The organism is Cellulosimicrobium sp. AB352 (assembly GCF_049538415.1).
In the GTDB taxonomy this organism is placed as follows: domain Bacteria; phylum Actinomycetota; class Actinomycetes; order Actinomycetales; family Cellulomonadaceae; genus Cellulosimicrobium; species Cellulosimicrobium funkei.
Genome location: NZ_JBMVFX010000013.1, coordinates 27,628 through 44,569 on the forward strand (window position 1 = coordinate 27,628; position 16,942 = coordinate 44,569).

Annotated in this window: 14 protein-coding genes; 8 read left to right on the plus strand and 6 right to left on the minus strand. The window is 74.9% G+C overall.

All coding sequences use genetic code 11. The features are described 5' to 3' along the window. Positions 1-138: 138 nt before the first annotated feature. Together nirB and ACPCUX_RS10960 are read left to right on the plus strand one after the other, a co-directional pair. The gene (nirB, locus tag ACPCUX_RS10955; RefSeq protein ID WP_363374526.1) at positions 139-2,694 is read left to right on the plus strand and encodes a nitrite reductase large subunit NirB; all 2,556 of its coding nucleotides are present in this window, start codon (positions 139-141) and stop codon (positions 2,692-2,694) included. Further along, complete coding sequence (locus ACPCUX_RS10960) at positions 2,691-3,092, plus strand: nitrite reductase (NAD(P)H) small subunit (RefSeq protein WP_423388750.1); 402 nt, start codon at positions 2,691-2,693, stop codon at positions 3,090-3,092. Before nirB ends, ACPCUX_RS10960 begins: the two co-directional genes overlap by 4 nt. A gap of 27 nt (positions 3,093-3,119) precedes the next feature. Here the strand turns inward: ACPCUX_RS10960 and ACPCUX_RS10965 are convergent, their stop codons facing one another. After that, the gene (locus ACPCUX_RS10965) at positions 3,120-3,677 is read right to left on the minus strand and encodes a DinB family protein (RefSeq protein WP_034656065.1); all 558 of its coding nucleotides are present in this window, start codon (positions 3,675-3,677) and stop codon (positions 3,120-3,122) included. 118 nt (positions 3,678-3,795) lie between these two features. Here ACPCUX_RS10965 and ACPCUX_RS10970 point away from each other — a divergent pair, with 118 nt between their 5' ends. Both ACPCUX_RS10970 and ACPCUX_RS10975 read left to right on the plus strand, forming a co-directional pair. Further along, positions 3,796-4,503, plus strand: coding sequence for a lysoplasmalogenase (locus ACPCUX_RS10970; RefSeq protein WP_423388751.1), 708 nt, complete (start codon positions 3,796-3,798; stop codon positions 4,501-4,503). Between the two features lie 62 nt (positions 4,504-4,565). Continuing rightward, positions 4,566-4,814: a hypothetical protein gene (locus tag ACPCUX_RS10975; RefSeq protein ID WP_144723176.1), complete on the plus strand. Its 249-nt coding sequence runs from the start codon at positions 4,566-4,568 to the stop codon at positions 4,812-4,814. Positions 4,815-4,818: 4 nt separating this feature from the next. Here ACPCUX_RS10975 and ACPCUX_RS10980 read toward each other — a convergent pair whose 3' ends face one another. The 5 genes from ACPCUX_RS10980 to ACPCUX_RS11000 form a co-directional block, all read right to left on the minus strand. Further along, positions 4,819-5,388, minus strand: coding sequence for a DapH/DapD/GlmU-related protein (locus tag ACPCUX_RS10980; protein ID WP_423388752.1), 570 nt, complete (start codon positions 5,386-5,388; stop codon positions 4,819-4,821). 9 nt (positions 5,389-5,397) lie between these two features. Then, on the minus strand, positions 5,398-6,273 hold the full coding sequence (locus tag ACPCUX_RS10985) for a helix-turn-helix transcriptional regulator (RefSeq protein ID WP_085388044.1): 876 nt from the start codon (positions 6,271-6,273) through the stop codon (positions 5,398-5,400). Between the two features lie 97 nt (positions 6,274-6,370). Continuing rightward, the gene (locus ACPCUX_RS10990; protein ID WP_423388753.1) at positions 6,371-7,414 is read right to left on the minus strand and encodes a zinc-binding dehydrogenase; all 1,044 of its coding nucleotides are present in this window, start codon (positions 7,412-7,414) and stop codon (positions 6,371-6,373) included. A 94-nt stretch (positions 7,415-7,508) separates the two neighbouring features. Next, on the minus strand, positions 7,509-8,825 hold the full coding sequence (locus ACPCUX_RS10995; protein ID WP_423388754.1) for a PP2C family protein-serine/threonine phosphatase: 1,317 nt from the start codon (positions 8,823-8,825) through the stop codon (positions 7,509-7,511). A gap of 92 nt (positions 8,826-8,917) precedes the next feature. Then, a complete protein-coding gene (locus ACPCUX_RS11000; protein ID WP_415298631.1) occupies positions 8,918-11,368 on the minus strand; it encodes a DNA gyrase/topoisomerase IV subunit A in 2,451 nt (816 codons plus the stop codon). A gap of 246 nt (positions 11,369-11,614) precedes the next feature. On the opposite strand from ACPCUX_RS11000, the gene ACPCUX_RS11005 reads away from it, so the two are divergent. The 4 genes from ACPCUX_RS11005 (at position 11,615) to ACPCUX_RS11020 (ending at position 16,942) form a co-directional block, all read left to right on the plus strand. Beyond that, complete coding sequence (locus ACPCUX_RS11005) at positions 11,615-14,368, plus strand: GNAT family N-acetyltransferase (RefSeq protein ID WP_423388755.1); 2,754 nt, start codon at positions 11,615-11,617, stop codon at positions 14,366-14,368. Between the two features lie 69 nt (positions 14,369-14,437). Next, entirely contained in the window at positions 14,438-15,031 is a 594-nt protein-coding gene (locus ACPCUX_RS11010; RefSeq protein ID WP_043652060.1) for a DUF5998 family protein, read from the plus strand. After that, positions 15,028-16,230 carry an alkaline phosphatase family protein gene (locus ACPCUX_RS11015; RefSeq protein WP_423388756.1) on the plus strand — a complete coding sequence of 401 codons (1,203 nt, stop codon included), beginning with the start codon at positions 15,028-15,030 and terminating at the stop codon, positions 16,228-16,230. Before ACPCUX_RS11010 ends, ACPCUX_RS11015 begins: the two co-directional genes overlap by 4 nt. 70 nt (positions 16,231-16,300) lie before the next feature. Continuing rightward, positions 16,301-16,942, plus strand: coding sequence for a thymidine kinase (locus tag ACPCUX_RS11020; RefSeq protein WP_061268210.1), 642 nt, complete (start codon positions 16,301-16,303; stop codon positions 16,940-16,942).

A 16,942-nucleotide genomic window follows, 5' to 3' on the forward strand; every position in this document is an offset into this window, starting at 1 on the left:
CAGGCACCGGTCGCACCCGGGTCGGGGCCTCGACACAGCCTCCGCCTCTCGAAAGTGCTCCCTGTGCCCTCCCCCTCTCAGCCCCCGTCCCCCGACGGCCCCCTGGACGGCGACCGGATCGTCGTCGTCGGCGCCGGCATGACGGCCCACCGCCTCGTCGCGGGCCTGCGCACGCGCGACCCCGAGGGCACCTGGTCCGTCACCGTGATCGGCGACGAGCCGCACGAGCCGTACGACCGCGTGCACCTGTCCGAGTGGTTCGACGCCCGCGACGTGGACGCCCTCACCCTGGACCGCGCGGTGTGGGACGACCCGCGCGTCACGCTCGTCACCGGGGACGCGGTCGCGTCGCTCGACCGCACGGCGAGCGTCGTGACGACACGGTCGGGGCGACAGGTCCACTACGACCGCGCGGTGCTCGCGACCGGCTCGTGGGCGTGGACGCCGCGCGCGGAGGGCACGGACCTGCCGGGACTGTTCACCTACCGCACGCTGGACGACGTCGAGCGGCTCGCCGAGTGGGTGCGCCTGCGCGAGCGGGCGCTGGGGCGGGCGGTGCGCGGCGTCGTCGTGGGCGGTGGCGTGCTGGGCCTCGAGGCGGCGGCGGCGCTCCAGCGGCTGGGCGCGGAGGCCACGGTCGTGGAGTTCGCCGACCGGCTCATGAGCGTCCAGCTCGACCAGGGTGGCGGCGAGATGCTGCGCCTGCTCATCGAGGACCTCGGCGTCACGGTCCGCACGGGTGCGGGCGCGCACCGGTTCCTGCCTGCGGGCGACGGGTCCGTGGGCTCGGTCGAGCTCACGGACGGCTCTGAGCTGGCGACGGACGTCGTCGTCTTCTCCGTGGGCATCCGTCCGCGCGACAGGGTGGCGCGCGAGGCGGGCCTGGCGATCGGCGAACGCGGCGGCGTCGTCGTCGGCGAGGCGTGCCAGACCTCCGACCCGGGCGTGTGGGCGATCGGCGAGTGCGCGTCGGTCGACGGCGCGTGCGCGGGCCTGGTCGCGCCCGGGAACGACATGGCCGACGTCGTCGTCGACCGCTTCCTCGGCGGCGAGCGCGTGCACCGGCGCACCGACGACGGCACCAAGCTCAAGGGCGTGGGCGTCGAGGCGGCGTCGTTCGGCGACGTCAACGCGGTGAGCGCGGGCGCGCTCGAGGTCTCGTTCGTCGACCCGATCCACCGCCGGTACCGCAAGCTCGTGCTCTCGGACGACGCGACGACGCTGCTGGGCGGCGTGTTCGTCGGCGACATCGAGCTCTACTCGGCGCTGCGTCCGCTCCTGGGCCGCCCGCTCGGCGCCGACCCCGCGGCCGTGATCGCGCCCGACGGCGAGGGCCTGGCCGAGACCGAGCTGCCCGACGAGGCCGTCGTGTGCTCGTGCAACAACGTCGACGCGGGGACGGTCCGGGCCGCGGTGACCGAGCACGGCTGCCGGACGATCGGGCAGGTCAAGGACTGCACGACGGCGGGCACGGTGTGCGGGTCGTGCGTCCCGGCGCTCACCAAGCTGCTGAACGGCGAGCTGTCCCGGGCAGGGGTCACCGTCTCGGACGCGCTGTGCGAGCACTTCGCGATGTCCCGGGCGACCCTGTACCGGATCGTGCGGGAGGAAGGGCTGCGCACGTTCTCCGAGATCGTCGCGGCGCACGGGACGGGCCGCGGCTGCGCGGTCTGCCGCCCGACCGTCGCGTCGATCCTCTCGACGCTGCGCCGCGGGCACGTCCTCGAGGGCGAGCAGGCCGCGCTCCAGGACACCAACGACCACGTCATGGCGAACCTGCAGAAGAACGGCACCTACTCGGTGATCCCGCGGATGCCCGGGGGCGAGGTGCGTGCGGACCAGCTCCTGGAGTTCGCGAAGGTCGCCGACGACTTCGGGCTCTACGTGCGTGTCACCGGCGGCCAGCGGCTCGCGATGTTCGGCGCGCGCCTCGACCAGCTCCCGGAGATCTGGCGGCGCCTGACGGCCGTGGGTTTCGAGTCCGGGCACGCGTACGGGAAGTCGCTGCGCACCGTGAAGACGTGCGTCGGGCGTACGTGGTGCCGGTTCGGCGTGCAGGACTCGTCGGCCATGGCGGTGCGGCTCGAGCTGCGCTACCGCGGCCTGCGCTCGCCGCACAAGATCAAGTTCGGCGTCTCCGGGTGCGCGCGCGAGTGCGCCGAGGCTCGTGGCAAGGACGTCGGCATCATCGCGACCCACAAGGGGTGGAACCTCTACGTCGGCGGGAACGGCGGAGCCCAGCCGGCCCACGCCCAGCTCCTCGCCGAGGACCTCGACGACGAGACCCTGGTCCGCTACGTCGACCGGTTCCTCATGCTCTACGTCCAGGAGGCCGACCGTCTCCAGCGCACGGCGCCCTGGGTCGCGGAGCGCGCGGGCGGGCTCGAGGAGCTGCGCCGCGTCGTCGTCGAGGACTCGCTGGGGATCGCCGACGAGCTCGAGGCCGCGATGGCCGAGCACGTGCGCGACTACGAGGACGAGTGGAGCGCGACGCTCGCGGACCCGGCCAAGCTGCGCAAGTTCACGCCGTTCGTCAACGCGCCGGAGGCCGTCGACGGCGACCTCGCGTTCGTCCCCGAGCGCGGGCAGGTCCGTCCCGCCGACGAGACCGACGCCGTCGCCTACCCGGACCCCCGCGCGGCGCGCGACGTCGCGCTCGTTGCTGCCCGCGCCGAGCTGGAGGACATCCGATGAGCACGTTCGTCGACATCTGCGCGCTCGACGACCTCGAGCCCGAGCGCGGGGTCGGGGCCCTCCTGGGCGGGATCCAGATCGCCGTCTTCCGGCTCGCCGACGGCACCGTGCGCGCTGTCCAGCAGCGGGACCCCTACTCCGGCGCCAACGTCATGTCGCGCGGCCTCGTCGGCACGCACCGCGTCACGCTCGACGACGGCACGGAGCGCGACGTCGACACCGTGACCACCCCGATGCTCAAGCAGGTCTGGGACGTCGACACCGGCGACGTGCTCGACGCCGGGGGCAAGGACCGCAGACCCCTGGCGGTCTTCGCGGCCGAGGTGCGCGACGGGCGCGTCCTCGTCGCGGACGCCGCGACCTCGACACCGGGGACGGCGGGACGCGCGACGACGTGAGCGGCAGGGCCGTCGTCGGCTGAGGCCCTACTGACCGGTCCTGCCGTCGATCCGCTCGCGCAGGAGGTCGGCGTGCCCGCAGTGCCGGGCGTACTCCTCGATCCGGTGGACCAGGACCTCGCGGACCGCGACCCGGTCCGCGCCGAGCCGCTCCCCGAGGTCCGGGTGCCGGGCCAGCACCGCGTCGGTCGCGGCCTGCTCGCGCGCCAGGTTCGCGTACGCCTCGTCGACCACGCGCTGGTCGGCGACCGCGCCGTCGAAGTCCGCGTCGTGCCCCCCGTACAGCGCCGGCTCGCCGTCGTCGTCGGAGACCCACCCGCGCCACTCCCGCTCGACCTCCGCGAGATGGCGGACAAGGCCGAGCAACGACATCGTCGACGGCGGCACGGAGCGCCGTGCGAGCTGCTCGGGGTCGAGTCCCTCGCACTTCATGAGCAGCGTCGTCCGGTAGCTCGCCGTGTAGTCGAGCAGCGTCGCGAGCTCGCCGTCCGGGCTCACGCCGTCGGTGTTGCGCGGGTCCTCGTCCGGGTCCACCCACATGTCCGGGTAGACGGCTGCGCGGGTCCACCGCACGGGCTCGGTCATCACCCCATGCTCGCGCGCACCGGGGTGCCCCACAAGGTCATTCGCCCCGGTCCCAGGCGCTAGGATCGGCCACCGCCGGCAAGGAAGCCGGTGCACGACCGAAGGAGTCTCCTCGCCCATGATCGTCGCGTGGGGCGTGCTCGCCCTGCTCACCCTCGTCCACCTCGCCGCCCACCTCCTCGGTGCCGAGACCCTCGCCGACACGTCGCAGTGGTTCCTCATGCCGGTCCTGGCGGGCTGCCTCTGGCTCGCCACGCGGCGCCACGCCGCCCACGGCCCGGGCCGGCGCTCGCGGCTCGTCCGGCTCACGCTCGTCGCGCTGGGCTTCTCGTGGCTCGGCGACACCGCGCCCGACCTCGCCGACGGCGACACCGCCTTCCTGGTCATGGTCGGGTTCTTCCTCTGTGCCCAGATCACGTACACGATCGCGTTCTGGCCCTACCGCGCGGGCTCCGTCCTGCGCCGCCCGCTCGCGCTCGTGCCGTACGGCCTCGCGTTGCTCGCCCTCGTCGTCGCGTGCGCGCCGGACGCCGGGTCGCTGCTCGTCCCCGTCGTCGTCTACGGCGTGTGCCTCGTGACGATGGCCGTGGTCGCGACGGGCGTCGACCGGCTCGCCGCGGTCGGTGGTGCGGTCTTCCTCCTGTCCGACGCGCTCATCGCGCTGAACGCCTTCGCCCCGTGGTACGACCTGCCCGGGCACGGCTTCTGGGTCATGCTCACCTACGTCGTCGGCCAGGTGCTGCTCGTGCTCGGTGTGCTCCGTCGAGAGCGTGCGGCGGTGTTCCCCGTCGCGGAGAAGGGAGGAGCCGCATGGGCGTCGACGTGACGCTCGCGAGGGTCGTTCAGCAGGGGACGAGTCCCCGGCGTCGTTCCACGACGTCTGTCGACGTGGTGCCCGACGACGGTGACGTGCTGGCCCGGCTGCTCCCGGCGAGCGGCTTGCCGATGCTCGCGCGGGTCGATCCGTACGGTGACGTCGTGCTCAGCGGCTCCGAGATGGAACAGCTCCTCGACGAGCTGCACATCCTCATGGACCGCTCGTCCCCTCCTGACGCCGTCGTCCTGGGCGCGGTCGTCGTGCTCGCCGAACGGTGTCGTCGGGAGCTCGGGTCAGAGCTGCGGTTCGAGGGCGACTGAGGCCTCAGGCGTCGAGCGAGCGGACGACGCGAGCGGGTGAGCCGACGACGACCGTGCGCGGCGGCACGTCCCGGGTGACGACGGAACCGGCCCCCACGACGGCGTCGTCCCCGATCGTCACGCCCGGGAGGACGGTCACGTTCGTCCCGAGCCAGACGTTGCGGCCGAGGACGACGCGCGCCGGGTGCATGTCGGCGCGGCGGGCCGGGTCGAGGTCGTGGTTGAGGGTCGTGAGGACGGCGTTGTGCCCGATGAGGCACCCGTCCCCGACGACGATGCCGCCCTGGTCCTGGAGCCGGCAGCCGGAGTTGACGAACACGTCACGCCCCAGGGTGATGTTCTTGCCGAAGTCGGCGGTGAAGGGCGGGAAGAGGTTCACGGACTCGTGCACGGGCTTGCCCGTCAGCTCCGCGAGGAGCTCGCGGACCCGTTCGGGCGAGCGGTATGCGCCGTTGAGCTCACCGGCGATGCGCAGCGCCTCCTGGCTCGTGCGGTGCATGACGGCGTGCAGCGGCGAGCCGCCAGGGATCGTCCGCCCGGCGTCGAGCTCGGCCAGCAGGTCGTCCAGGTCCATGGGTTCCTCTCAGTCGGTGAAGGTCGCGGTGGTCGAGGCCGCGGTGGCCGCCCATGACGCGAGCAGGCGCAGCGACTCCTCCGTCGGGGAGCCCGGCGTCGCGGTGTACACGGTCATGCCGAGCCCGGGGTCGCCGTGGAGCTCGAGCGTCTGGTAGTGCAGCTCGAGGTCCCCCACGACGGGGTGCCGGAACGTCTTCTGCCCGGCGTAGTGCCGCCGCACGTCGTGGGACGCCCACAACTCGCGGAACCGCTCGCTGCGCGTCGACAGCTCGCCGACGAGGGCCTGGAGCCGCTTGTCGTGCGGGCTGCGGCCCGCCTCGCGGCGCAGGATCGTGACGTTCGTCCAGGCCGCCCGGTCCCAGTCGGGGTAGAAGTCGTGGGACGCGGGGTCGAGGAAGATGTGGCGCGAGAAGTTCGCCGGTCCCGCGGAGCCCGCGATCATGGGCGCGTACATCGCGGACCCGAGCGCGTTGGCGGCGACGAGGTCCATGCGGTTGTTCTGGATGAACGCCGGCGCGGTGGTGATCGCGTCGAGCAGGTACTGCAGCTCCGGGCGCACCGGCGTGTCGCCGTGGCCGCGCGGCGGGCGCGCGCCGACGGGGTTGGCGGTGCGCGCGAGGTCGAGCAGGTGCTCCCGCTCGGCCGCGTCGAGGAGGAGCGCCCGCGCGACGGACTCGAGCACGGCGTCGGACACGCCCCGCAGGTTCCCGCGCTCGAGTCGCGTGTGGTAGTCGACGCTCACCCCGGCGAGACGGGCGACCTCGTCGCGGCGCAGCCCGTCGACGCGTCGACGGCCGCCGTACGTCTCGATGCCCGCCTGCTCGGGCGTCACCCGCGCTCGACGGCTCATGAGGAACTCCCGCACCTCGGAACGGTTGTCCATGGCCTCCACGTCCTTCACGGGAGTGCGGGACGACGGCGCGCGGCGCGGGCGGGCGGCACCCCCACGCCGCGCCCGCCCGGTCCGAGCGTCCCGCCGGTCAGAACGTGACGATCGTCTTGAGGGACTCGCGGCGGTCCATCGCGGCGTAGCCGTCGGCGATGTCGTCGAGCGCGACGGCCTTGTCGAAAACGCGGCCGGGGTCGATCGCGCCGCTCAGCACCTGCGGGATCGCGTCCTCAAGGTAGGCGCGGACGGGGGCAGGCCCGCCGGTGAGCGTGATGTTGCGGCCGAACAGCGAGGCGAAGCCGACAGGGGCGTCGTCGTACTGCGGGACGCCCACGCGGCTGATCACGCCTCCGGCGCGCACGACGCCGTAGGACTGCTCGTAGGCGGGCAGGTGCCCGACGGCCTCCACGACGACGTGGCTGCCCAGGCCGTCCGTGAGGTCGAGGACCCGCTGCACGTCCTCGGCGCCGCGCTCGGCGACGACGTCGGTCGCGCCCCACTCGCGCCCCAGGTCGGTCCGGGCCTCGTGACGGCCCATGAGGATGATGCGCTCGGCGCCCATCTGGCGTGCGGCGAGCACGGCGGACAGCCCGACCGCGCCGTCGCCGACGACCGCCACGGTCTGGCCCGGGGACACGCGCGCCATGTGCGCGGTGTGGTACCCCGTGAGGTACAGGTCCGAGAGCGTGAGCAGTGAGGGCAGGAGCGGGCTCGCCTCGTCGACGTCGGGCACGGCGACGAGGCTGCCGTCCGCGAGCGGGATGCGCGCGAGCTCGGCCTGCTGGCCGCCGACGTCGCCGGGGTTGCCGTAGAAGCCCCCGTGGGGGCACGCGGTCTGGAACCCGTCGCGGCACACGTCGCACGTGTTGTCCGACCAGGCGAACGGCGCGATCACGAGGTCGCCGGGGCGGACCGTCGTGACGGCAGACCCGGCCTCCTCGACGACGCCGAGGAGCTCGTGGCCGATCGGGACGCCCTCGTCGGTGCGACCCATCGACCGGTACGGGTGCAGGTCCGAGCTGCAGACGCACGCGCGCACCGCGCGGACGATCGCGTCGGTCGGCTCGAGGATCGTCGGGTCGGGACGGGTCTCGACGCAGACGTCGCCCGCGCCGTAGATGACGGTGGCCTTCATGGAGCTCTCCTCGCTGTGGGGTACGCGCACCATTCGACACCTGCCCCGGGGCCGCGTGGGAGTCCCGCTCCAGCAGGGTTCTGGCAGTACCTGGCTAGGCGCCCGCGGCCGTGCCCTCGCCGTCGACGTGCACCATGACGAGAGCGACGTCGTCCTGGGAGCCGAGCGGCACGAGCTCCGCGAGGAGCGCGTCGAGCAGCTGGTCCGGCGCGACGTCGCCGAGCGCCTCGACGCGGCCCGGCAGCTCGTCGAGCACGTCCCGCAGGGACCGGTCCCGGCGCTCGACGAGCCCGTCGGTGTAGAGCAGGAGCGTGTCACCCGGGCCGAGTGACATCGCGTGCTCGGCGCGCGGGCCCCCGAGCCCGACGCCGAGCATCGGTGACGGGCGTGCCGTGAGCAGGTGGGCGGTCCCGTCCGCGCGACGCACGACGGGCGGCACGTGCCCGGCGCTCGCCCAGCACACCGCGCGCCTCCCTGCCGGGCCGGGGATGCCGACGCGCGCGACGGCGACGGTCGACAGCGCCTGCAGCCCGAGACCCTCCGCGGTGCGCTCGGCGGCGTCGAGCGCCTCGGCAGGACCGGCGTCCGTCGCGAACGCGACCGAGCGCAGCACCCCGCGCAGGTGCCCCATGTGAGCCGCGGCGGCGACGTCGTGCCCGGTGACGTCGCCGACCACGACCGTCGTCTCGCCGTCGGGGTGCACGAACGCGTCGTACCAGTCCCCGCCGACGTGGACCTCCGGCACCGCCGGGCGGTACCGCACGTCGATCGTCAGACCGGGGATGCGCGGGGGAGGCGTGAGCACGGAGTCCTGGAGAGCGAGCGACGCGCTGCGCTCGCGCGTGATGACGTCCGCGTACCGGTCGACGGACGACCCGAGCAGCAGAGCCTGGTCGACGACCGAGAGCGCGGTGGCGTCGGCGGGGCCGGTGGTGCGCCCCACGTCCGGGATAGCGACCCCGCCGGCCAGCACGACCGACGTCACGTCCTCCGCGCGGTGCACGACGGCCGTGACCCGGCCCGCGGCGTCGAGCACCGGGAGGTTCGTCGTGAGCCACCAGCGTTCGACCCACCCGCCGGCAGTCCCGCGCAGGTCGTACCGGTGGGGGCCGATCATCTCGATCTGCCCCGTGCGCGCGACCCGCTCGAGCGACAGCACGACCCGGTCGACGGCGCCCTGGTCCGGTCCCTGGGCCGGGAAGACGTCGAGGTAGTGGCGCCCGACGACGGCGCTCGCGGGCACGTCGATCGTCCGCAGGAGCGACTCGTTCGCGTCGAGGATCGTGAGGTCCGGCGCGAGGACCGCCTTGGGGGCCGTGAGGACCGAGAAGACGGCGTGGTAGTCGACGGGGCCGGCGGTCCCGTCCGGCTCCGGCGGCGTGCGGACGGCACCCCCCTGGTTTCCTGCCACACTCCGAGAATGACCCAATCCCGGGGGCTCGCAGGTCGAGCGAAGGTCCCGAAGTCTCCCGACGGACGGCCGGAGGTGCCGGCGCGGCCGCGCTAGCCGACGGCGGTGACCGGCGACGCGAGCGGCGTGCCCGACCCGTCGCGGCGCTGGTCGACCGGGGGCAGGTCGACCGACTGCCCGCCCGACCCGGTCGCCCGCGCCGGACCCTGCCCGACCCACGCGAGGATGAGCGCGTCCTCGCCCTTGAGGAACCGGTGCGCGCGGACGCCGCCGGTCCCGCGGCCCTTGCCGGGGTAGAGCTCGTACGGGGTCACCTTGCCGGCGCCGGTCTGGGTCCCGGGGAGCGCGTCGGACGACCCGGCCACGGTGACGACGACGCCGAGGTCGCGCACGTCGGCCGGGACGACGCCGAAGAACGCGACCCGCTGGCCGTCGGCGAGCCGGATGCCGGCCATGCCGCCCGCCGGGCGGCCCTGGGGCCGCACCGCGGACGCGTCGAAGTGCAGCAGGGACGCGTCGCTGGAGACGAAGACGAGCTCGTCGGCGTCCGTCGCGGGCGCCGCGCCCACGACGGTGTCGCCGTCCTTGAGCCCGATGACCTCCCACTCGTCGCGGTTGCCCGGCACGTCGCCCGGCGTGACGCGCTTGACGACGCCCTGCGCGGTGCCGAGCGCGAGCGGGGGAGCGTCGGGGTCGAGCGACGCGATGGTCACTGCCTCCTCGCCCGGCTCGAGCGCGACGACCTCGCTGAGCGGGACGCCGCCGGACAGGCTCGGCGCGTTGTCCGTCGGCGGGAGGGCGGGCAGGTCGAGCACGGAGACGCGCAGCATGCGGCCCCGGCTCGTGACGAGGCCGACCTCGCCGCGCGCGGTCGTGCGGACGGCGGCGCGCAGCACGTCGTGCGCGGCGCGCGGCCCCGAGCGCGCGGGCTCCGTCTCGTCGCTCGTGCGGGCGAGCAGCCCGGTCGCGGAGAACAGCGCCCAGCACGTGGTGTCGGCGACCTCGAGCGGGACGGCCGCGGTCGTCGTCGGTGCGGCGCCCGCGGACTCCAGCAGGATCGTGCGGCGCGGGGTGCCGTACGTCTTGGCGACGTCCGCCATCTCGCCCGACACCACGGCGCGCAGCCGTGCGTCGCTGCCGAGGATCTCCTGGAGCTCCTCGATCTCGCGGCGCAGCGTCTCCTGCTCCTTCTCGAGCTCGATGCGCGAGAACTTGGTGAGGCGGCGCAGCTGGAGCTCGAGGATGTACTCCGCCTGCGGCTCCGACAGGTCGAACACCGTCTGCAGGCGGCCGCGGGCGGTCGCCGTGTCGTCGGACGACCGGATCACCTGGATGACCTCGTCGATGTCGACGATCGCGACGAGCAGGCCGTCCACGAGGTGCAGCCGCTCGGAGCGCTTGCGCAGCCGGTACGCGGAACGACGGCGCACCACGTCGATGCGGTGGTCGACCCACACCGACAGCATCTCCCGCAGGCCGAGCGTGCGCGGCTGGCCGTCGACGAGCGCGACGTTGTTCATGCCGAACGAGTCCTCGAGCGGCGTGAACTTGTAGAGCTGCTCGAGCACCGCCTCGGGGTTGAAGCCCGTCTTCACCTCGACGACGATGCGCAGCCCGTGCTCGCGGTCCGTGAGGTCGGTCGCGGCCGTGATCCCCTGGATCTTCTTCGTCTTGACGCCCTCGGCGATCTTCTCGATCACCTTCTCCGGCCCGACGAGGTAGGGCAGCTCGGTGATGACGATGCCCTTGCGGCGCGGCGTGAGGCTCTCGACGCGTGCGGTCGCGCGCGTGCGGAACGTCCCGCGGCCCGTGCGGTAGGCGTCCCGGACGCCGTCGAGGCCGACGATCTTGCCGCCCGTCGGCAGGTCCGGGCCGGGCACGAACCGCATGAGCGCCTCGAGGTCGGCGTCCGGGTGCGCGACGAGGTGGCGTGCCGCGGCGACGACCTCGACGAGGTTGTGCGGCGCCATGTTGGTCGCCATGCCGACCGCGATGCCCGACGCGCCGTTGACCAGCAGGTTGGGGATCGCGGCGGGCAGGACCTCGGGCTGCTGGAGCTTGTTGTCGTAGTTCGGCACGAAGTCGACGACGTCCTCGTCGAGCCCCGCCGTCATCGCGAGCGACGGCGGCGCGAGACGGGCCTCGGTGTACCGGGAGGCCGCGGGGCCGTCGTCGAGCGTTCCGAAGTTGCCGTGCCCGTCGACCAGCGGCAGCCGGAGCGAGAAGTCCTGGGAGAGGCGCACCAGTGCGTCGTAGATCGCGGCGTCGCCGTGCGGGTGCAGCTTGCCCATGACCTCGCCGACGACGCGCGCCGACTTCACGTGGGCGCGGTCGGGGCGCAGCCCCATGTCGGCCATCATGTAGAGGATGCGGCGCTGGACGGGCTTGAGGCCGTCCCGCGCGTCGGGCAGGGCGCGCGAGTAGATGACGGAGTAGGCGTACTCGAGGAACGACGTCTCCATCTCCGCCTGGACGTCGACGTCGACGATCTTCTCGTTCACCTCGGCCGGGTCGATCGAGGGGGTCGAGGACTTGCGCGCCATGGGCCTGCGGGCTCCTGCCGTTCGGTGCGCCGCGGTGGCGCGGGGTCTGTGCCGTCGTGGCCGGTGCTGGGCCGGCCGGGGTGCTGCGGTTGCGTGCCGCACGCGAGGGTACGCCACGCGTCCGACACGCCGTGCCACGGCGCCTGCCGTGGCACGTGCCGGGACTGCCTGCCGGGACCATTGTCCTCCCGGCGCGGGCCGGGGTGGCGCAGGCGCACCGCGCGCGCGACCGCATAGCCTGGGGTCGTGGACGACGGCGCGCCGGGGCGGGACCCGGACCGGTACCCGGTGGAGTGGGAGGCCGACGTCGTGCTGCGCGACGGGACCACCACGCACGTGCGGCCCATCCGCCCCGAGGACGCCGACGCGCTCCAGCGCTTTCACGTCGGCCAGTCCGAGCGCTCCACCTACCTGCGGTTCTTCGCGCCCATGGAACGGCTGTCCGAGCGCGACCTCGAGCGCTTCACGCGCGTCGACCACGTGGACCGCGTCGCGCTCGTCGCGGTGCGCCCGCGCGACGGCGCCCCCGGGGACGGCGGCGAGGACATCATCGGCGTCGCACGGTTCGACCGCACCGGCCCCTCCGAGGCGGAGGTCGCCTTCAACATCGCGGACTCCGCGCAGGGCCGGGGCCTGGGCTCCGTGCTGCTGGAGCACGTCGCCGCGGCGGCGCGCGAGCGCGGTGTGCGCCGCTTCACGGCCGAGGTGCTGCCCCAGAACGGCAAGATGCTCGCGGTGTTCCGCGAGGCGGGGTACGACGTGCGCCAGCAGATGGACGACGGCTTCGTCCAGGTCAGCGTCGACCTCGACCCCACGGAGCGGTCGCGGGCCGTCATGGCCGACCGCGAGCACCGCGCGGAGGCCCGGAGCATGCAGGGGCTGCTGGGCGCCACGAGCGTCGTGCTCGTGGGCCCCGACGCCCCGGCCGACGCGCGCGCGGAGCACGACGGCGAGGCCCTCGACCGCCTGCTCGCGCAGCGCGCGCTCGCCGCGCTCGAGCGCAGCGACGTGACGGTCCACGTCGTGGGGGCCGCGCGCGGCCCGGGGGAGGAGCGGTGGTCCGCGACCCTCGCCGACGTACCCGGTCCCGTCGACCTCGCCGTCGTCGCGCTGCCCCCGCCCGCGGCGATCGACGCCGTCCGCCGGCTCGCGCGCCTCGAGGTGCGCGGCGTCGTCGTGCTGTCGGCCGGCTTCGCCGAGACGGGTCCGGACGGGCTCGCGCTGCAGCGCGAGCTCCTGCGCGTCGCGCACACGGCGGGGCTGCGCGTCGTCGGGCCCGCGAGCTACGGGCTGCTGCGCACGGGCGACGCGCCCGACCGCCCCGCCCTCGCCGCGACCCTCGCCCACGACCTGCCGGCCCCCGGCGTGGTGGGCCTGTTCAGCCAGTCCGCGCCCATGGCCGTGACGCTCCTCGCGACGACGGCGCGGCGCGGCCTGGGCGTGTCGTCGTTCCTGTCCGCCGGGCACCGCGCCGACGTCTCGGGCAACGACCTCATGCAGTACTGGCAGGACGACGCCGCGACGCAGGTCGTGTGCCTCTACCTCGAGTCCATCGGCAACCCGCGCAAGTTCTCGCGCATCGCGCGCCGCCTCGCGTCGGTCAAGCCCGTGGTCGTGGTGACGGCGGGGCGCTCGGGGCACGTCGTGCCGCCGGGGCACGCGGTCCGCTCGACGCGCGCGCCGCGGCGGACGCTCGAGGAGATGCTGCGGCAGTCCGGCGTCATCCGGGCCGAGAACACGCACCACATGATCGACATCGCCCAGCTGCTCGCGCACCAGCCGCTCCCGGCCGGGCGCCGCGTCGGCATCCTCGCGAGCTCCGCGTCGCTCGCCGCGCTCGTCGCCGAGGCGTCGTCCTCGGCGGGCCTCGTCGTCGCGCGCTCGGACTTCCTGCCCGAGGACGCGTCCGCCGACGAGCTCGCCGCCACGGTCGGCGCGCTCTACGCGCCCGACGCGTGCGACGTCGTCGTCGTGGTGCAGGTCCCGGTCGTCGGGCCCCGGCGCGCGGACGTCTCGCGCGCCGTCGCGGACGCGGCCGCCCGCACGGGCCGCACGACCGTGGCGAGCATGCTCGGCCTGCACGGCCTCACCGACGAGCTCTCGGCCCAAGCCCCGGGGGCGGAGAGCGGGGCGGCCCCCGTGCGCGTCCCCGCCTACTCGACGCCGGAGGACGCCGTCGCCGCGCTCGGTGCGGTCGTGCGCTACGCGCGCTGGCGCGAGGCCGACCACGGCACGCCCGTGCGCCCGGCCGGCGTCGACCCGGTGCGGGCGCGCGCGCTCGTCGAGGAGGCGCTCGCCGGTCAGGACGCCGTCGACCTCGACCCGACGACGACGGCGGAGCTGCTCGCGTGCTACGGCGTGCGGGTCTGGCCCGCGCGCCGGGTGCGGACCGCCGACGAGGCGGTCGAGGCGGCGCGCGAGGTCGGCTGGCCCGTGGTGCTCAAGAGCACCGCGGCAGGCCTGCGGCACCGGGCCGACCTCGGGGGCGTGCGGCTGGACATCGCGGACGAGACCGAGCTGCGCACGGACTTCGCGCAGATGCGCGAGGCGCTCGCGGCCGTGCTGCCGGGCGCCGCGGACGAGCCGTTCGAGGTCCAGGCGATGGCCGACGCCGGGGTCGCGTGCGTGGTCCGCTCGACCGAGGACCAGCTCTTCGGCCCCGTCGTCTCGTTCGGGCTCGCGGGCGACGCCGTCGACCTCCTCGGCGACGTCGCGTACGGCGTGCCGCCCCTGACCGACGTCGACGTCGCGGCGATGGTCCGCTCGGTGCGGGCCGCGCCGCGCCTGTTCGGCTACATGGGCACGCACGTGGTGGCCACGGCCGCGCTCGAGGACGTCCTGGCGCGCGTGTCCGTGCTCGCGGACGACCTGCCCGAGGTCCGCAGCCTCGAGCTGTACCCCGTCGTCGTCTCGGAGCACGGGGCCGCGGTCCTCAGCGCGCGCGTCACGCTCGCCGACGCGCAGCGGGCCGACGCGCTCCGGCGGGCCCTGCCGGGCTGACGGGCCGACCGCGCCGGGGACCCCGACGGCGGGTGGCCCCGGCCCGGCGCCGGATGGGACAATGCGCGGGTGCCCTCTGCTACCTCCAACGCCTGGACCGACCTGACGACCCAGCTCCACCGCGCCGGCTACTACCCGGAGCTCGTCGCGGACGTCCTCGACCTCGCGGTCGCGGGGGAGGAGATCGTCTCGCACCTCGTGCTCCCGGAGACGACGTTCGACGCGACCGAGGTGCGCCGCCACCTCACGGTGCTCGTCCTCACGCCCACGCGTCTCGTCACGGCGCACGTCGACGACCACCCGGCGGACAGCGAGAACCCGTCGGCCTCCGCCGCCGCGACGACCGAGGCCGTGCCCCTGTCCGAGGTGCGGTCCGTCTCGCTCACGCACGTCGTGGCGGAGCCGCACGAGCACCGTGCGGGTGCCGCGCCGCTCGAGGTCACGCTCGCGCTCGGCTGGGGCGCGGTCTCGCGCGTCGACCTCGAGCCCGCCGGCTGCCCCGACCCCGCGTGCGACGCCGACCACGGGCTCACCGGCCAGATCACGCCCGACGACGTCGTCGTCCGCGTGAGCGCCGAGGCGGAGGGCCGCGACGCCGTCCGGGCCGCGGTGGATTTCGCGCGGGCGCTGTCGCGCTCGACCACCCGGCACAGCGCCCGGTGAGCGAGGCACCCGCGGACGCGCCGGCCCCGGTCGCCGACCCGGCGCTCCCTCCGGGCCTCGTCGCGCCGGAGCACGGGACGCGCGGCCTCGCGGCCGTCCTGCCCGCCGCCGCGGGCGCGCTCGGCGTCGGCCTGACGACCGCCACGAGGCTCGTGAGCGAGACGGCGCGCGGCGCGCTCGACCTGCCGCGCGCCGAGCGCGTGTGCGTCGTGCTGGTCGACGGCCTCGGCCACCTCAACCTCGCCGAGCGCGCGGGGCACGCCCCGTTCCTGCGCTCGCTCCTGCCCGACGCGCGGCCCCTCACCTCGACGTTCCCCAGCACGACCGCCGCCGCGATCGGCGCCTTCGGCACGGGCACCGCGCCGGGCCGCACGGGCATGCTCGGGTACACGCAGCGCAACCCGGTGACGCGCGGCCTCGCCAACATGGTGTCGTGGGAGGGCGCGCCCGCGCCCGCCGAGCTCCAGCGCGAGGAGCCGGTGCTCGCGCGCCTGGCCGGGGCGGGCGTCGCGGTGACCTCCACCGGCCCCGCCCGGTTCGCCGGGTCGGGCATGACGGTCGCCGCGCTGCGGGGCGGCACGTACGCGTCCGCCGAGCCGCTGGCGGGGCGCGTCGACGCGGCCGTCCGCGCGCTGTCCCGGCCCGGTCTCGTCTACCTCTACTGGGGCGAGGTGGACAAGGCGGGCCACCACCACGGCAGCGCGTCGTGGCAGTGGGGCGACGAGCTCGAGGCGCTCGACCGCGAGCTCGCGCGCCTCGTGCGGTCGGTGCCGCGCGGCACGCTCGTGCTCGTCACCGCGGACCACGGCATGGTCGACGTCGACCCGGCGCTGCGCCGCGACGTCGCGACCGACCCCGCGCTCGCCCGCGGCGTCGAGCTCGTCGGCGGCGAGCCGCGCGCCGTCCACGTGTATACCGAGCCCGGCCAGACGGCGGCCGTCGCCGCGCGCTGGCGCGACGTCCTCGGCGACGACGCGCTCGTGCTGGAGCGGGACGAGGTGCTGGCCCGCGGCTTCCTCGGGCCCGACCCCCGGCCCGAGGCCGTCGCCTCCGCCGGCGATGTGATGGTCGCGCTGCGGGGGCGGGCGACCGTCGTCGACTCGCGCACCCAGACGCCCGCGTCGCTCACGCTCGTGGGCGTGCACGGCTCGCTCACCGAGCGCGAGATGCGCGTGCCGCTGCTCGTCGCGGCCACCTGACCCGACCGCGCCCCGTCGCGCCGGAGCCACCCGGCGCGGACGCACCGACCGACCTCGCGGAGGACCGCCGATGGCAGAGCTCGTCTTCTTCTCCGGGACCATGGACTGCGGAAAGTCCACCCTGGCGCTCCAGCTCGACCACAACCACGCCGCACGCGGCCGCCGCGGGCTGATCTTCTCGCGCGACGACCGCGCCGGGTCCGACCGCCTCTCCTCGCGCCTCGGGCTCGAGGTCGTCGCGCGCGAGGTCCACGACGACACCGACTTCTGGACGCTCGTCACCGCCGAGCCGGTGCCCGTGGACTACCTGGTGTGCGACGAGGCGCAGTTCTACTCCCCGACGCAGGTCGAGCAGCTCGCACGCCTCGTCGACGAGACGGAGATCGACGTCTTCGCGTTCGGCATCACCGCCGACTTCCGCACGCGCCTGTTCCCGGGCTCCGCACGCCTCATCGAGCTCGCGGACCGGGTCGAGGTCCTCCAGGTCGAGTCGCTGTGCTGGTGCGGACGCCGCGCCACGCACAACGCGCGCACGGTGGACGGGCGCATGGTCGTCGAGGGCGACCAGGTCGTCGTCGGGGACGTCCGGGCCGGCTCGGGGGAGATCGGCTACGAGGTGCTGTGCCGGCGCCACCACATGCGGCGCATGACGACGGCGGTCGCGCGCCGGCACGCGACGGAGGACGGGCTGCCGCTCGACCTGCCGCGCTGA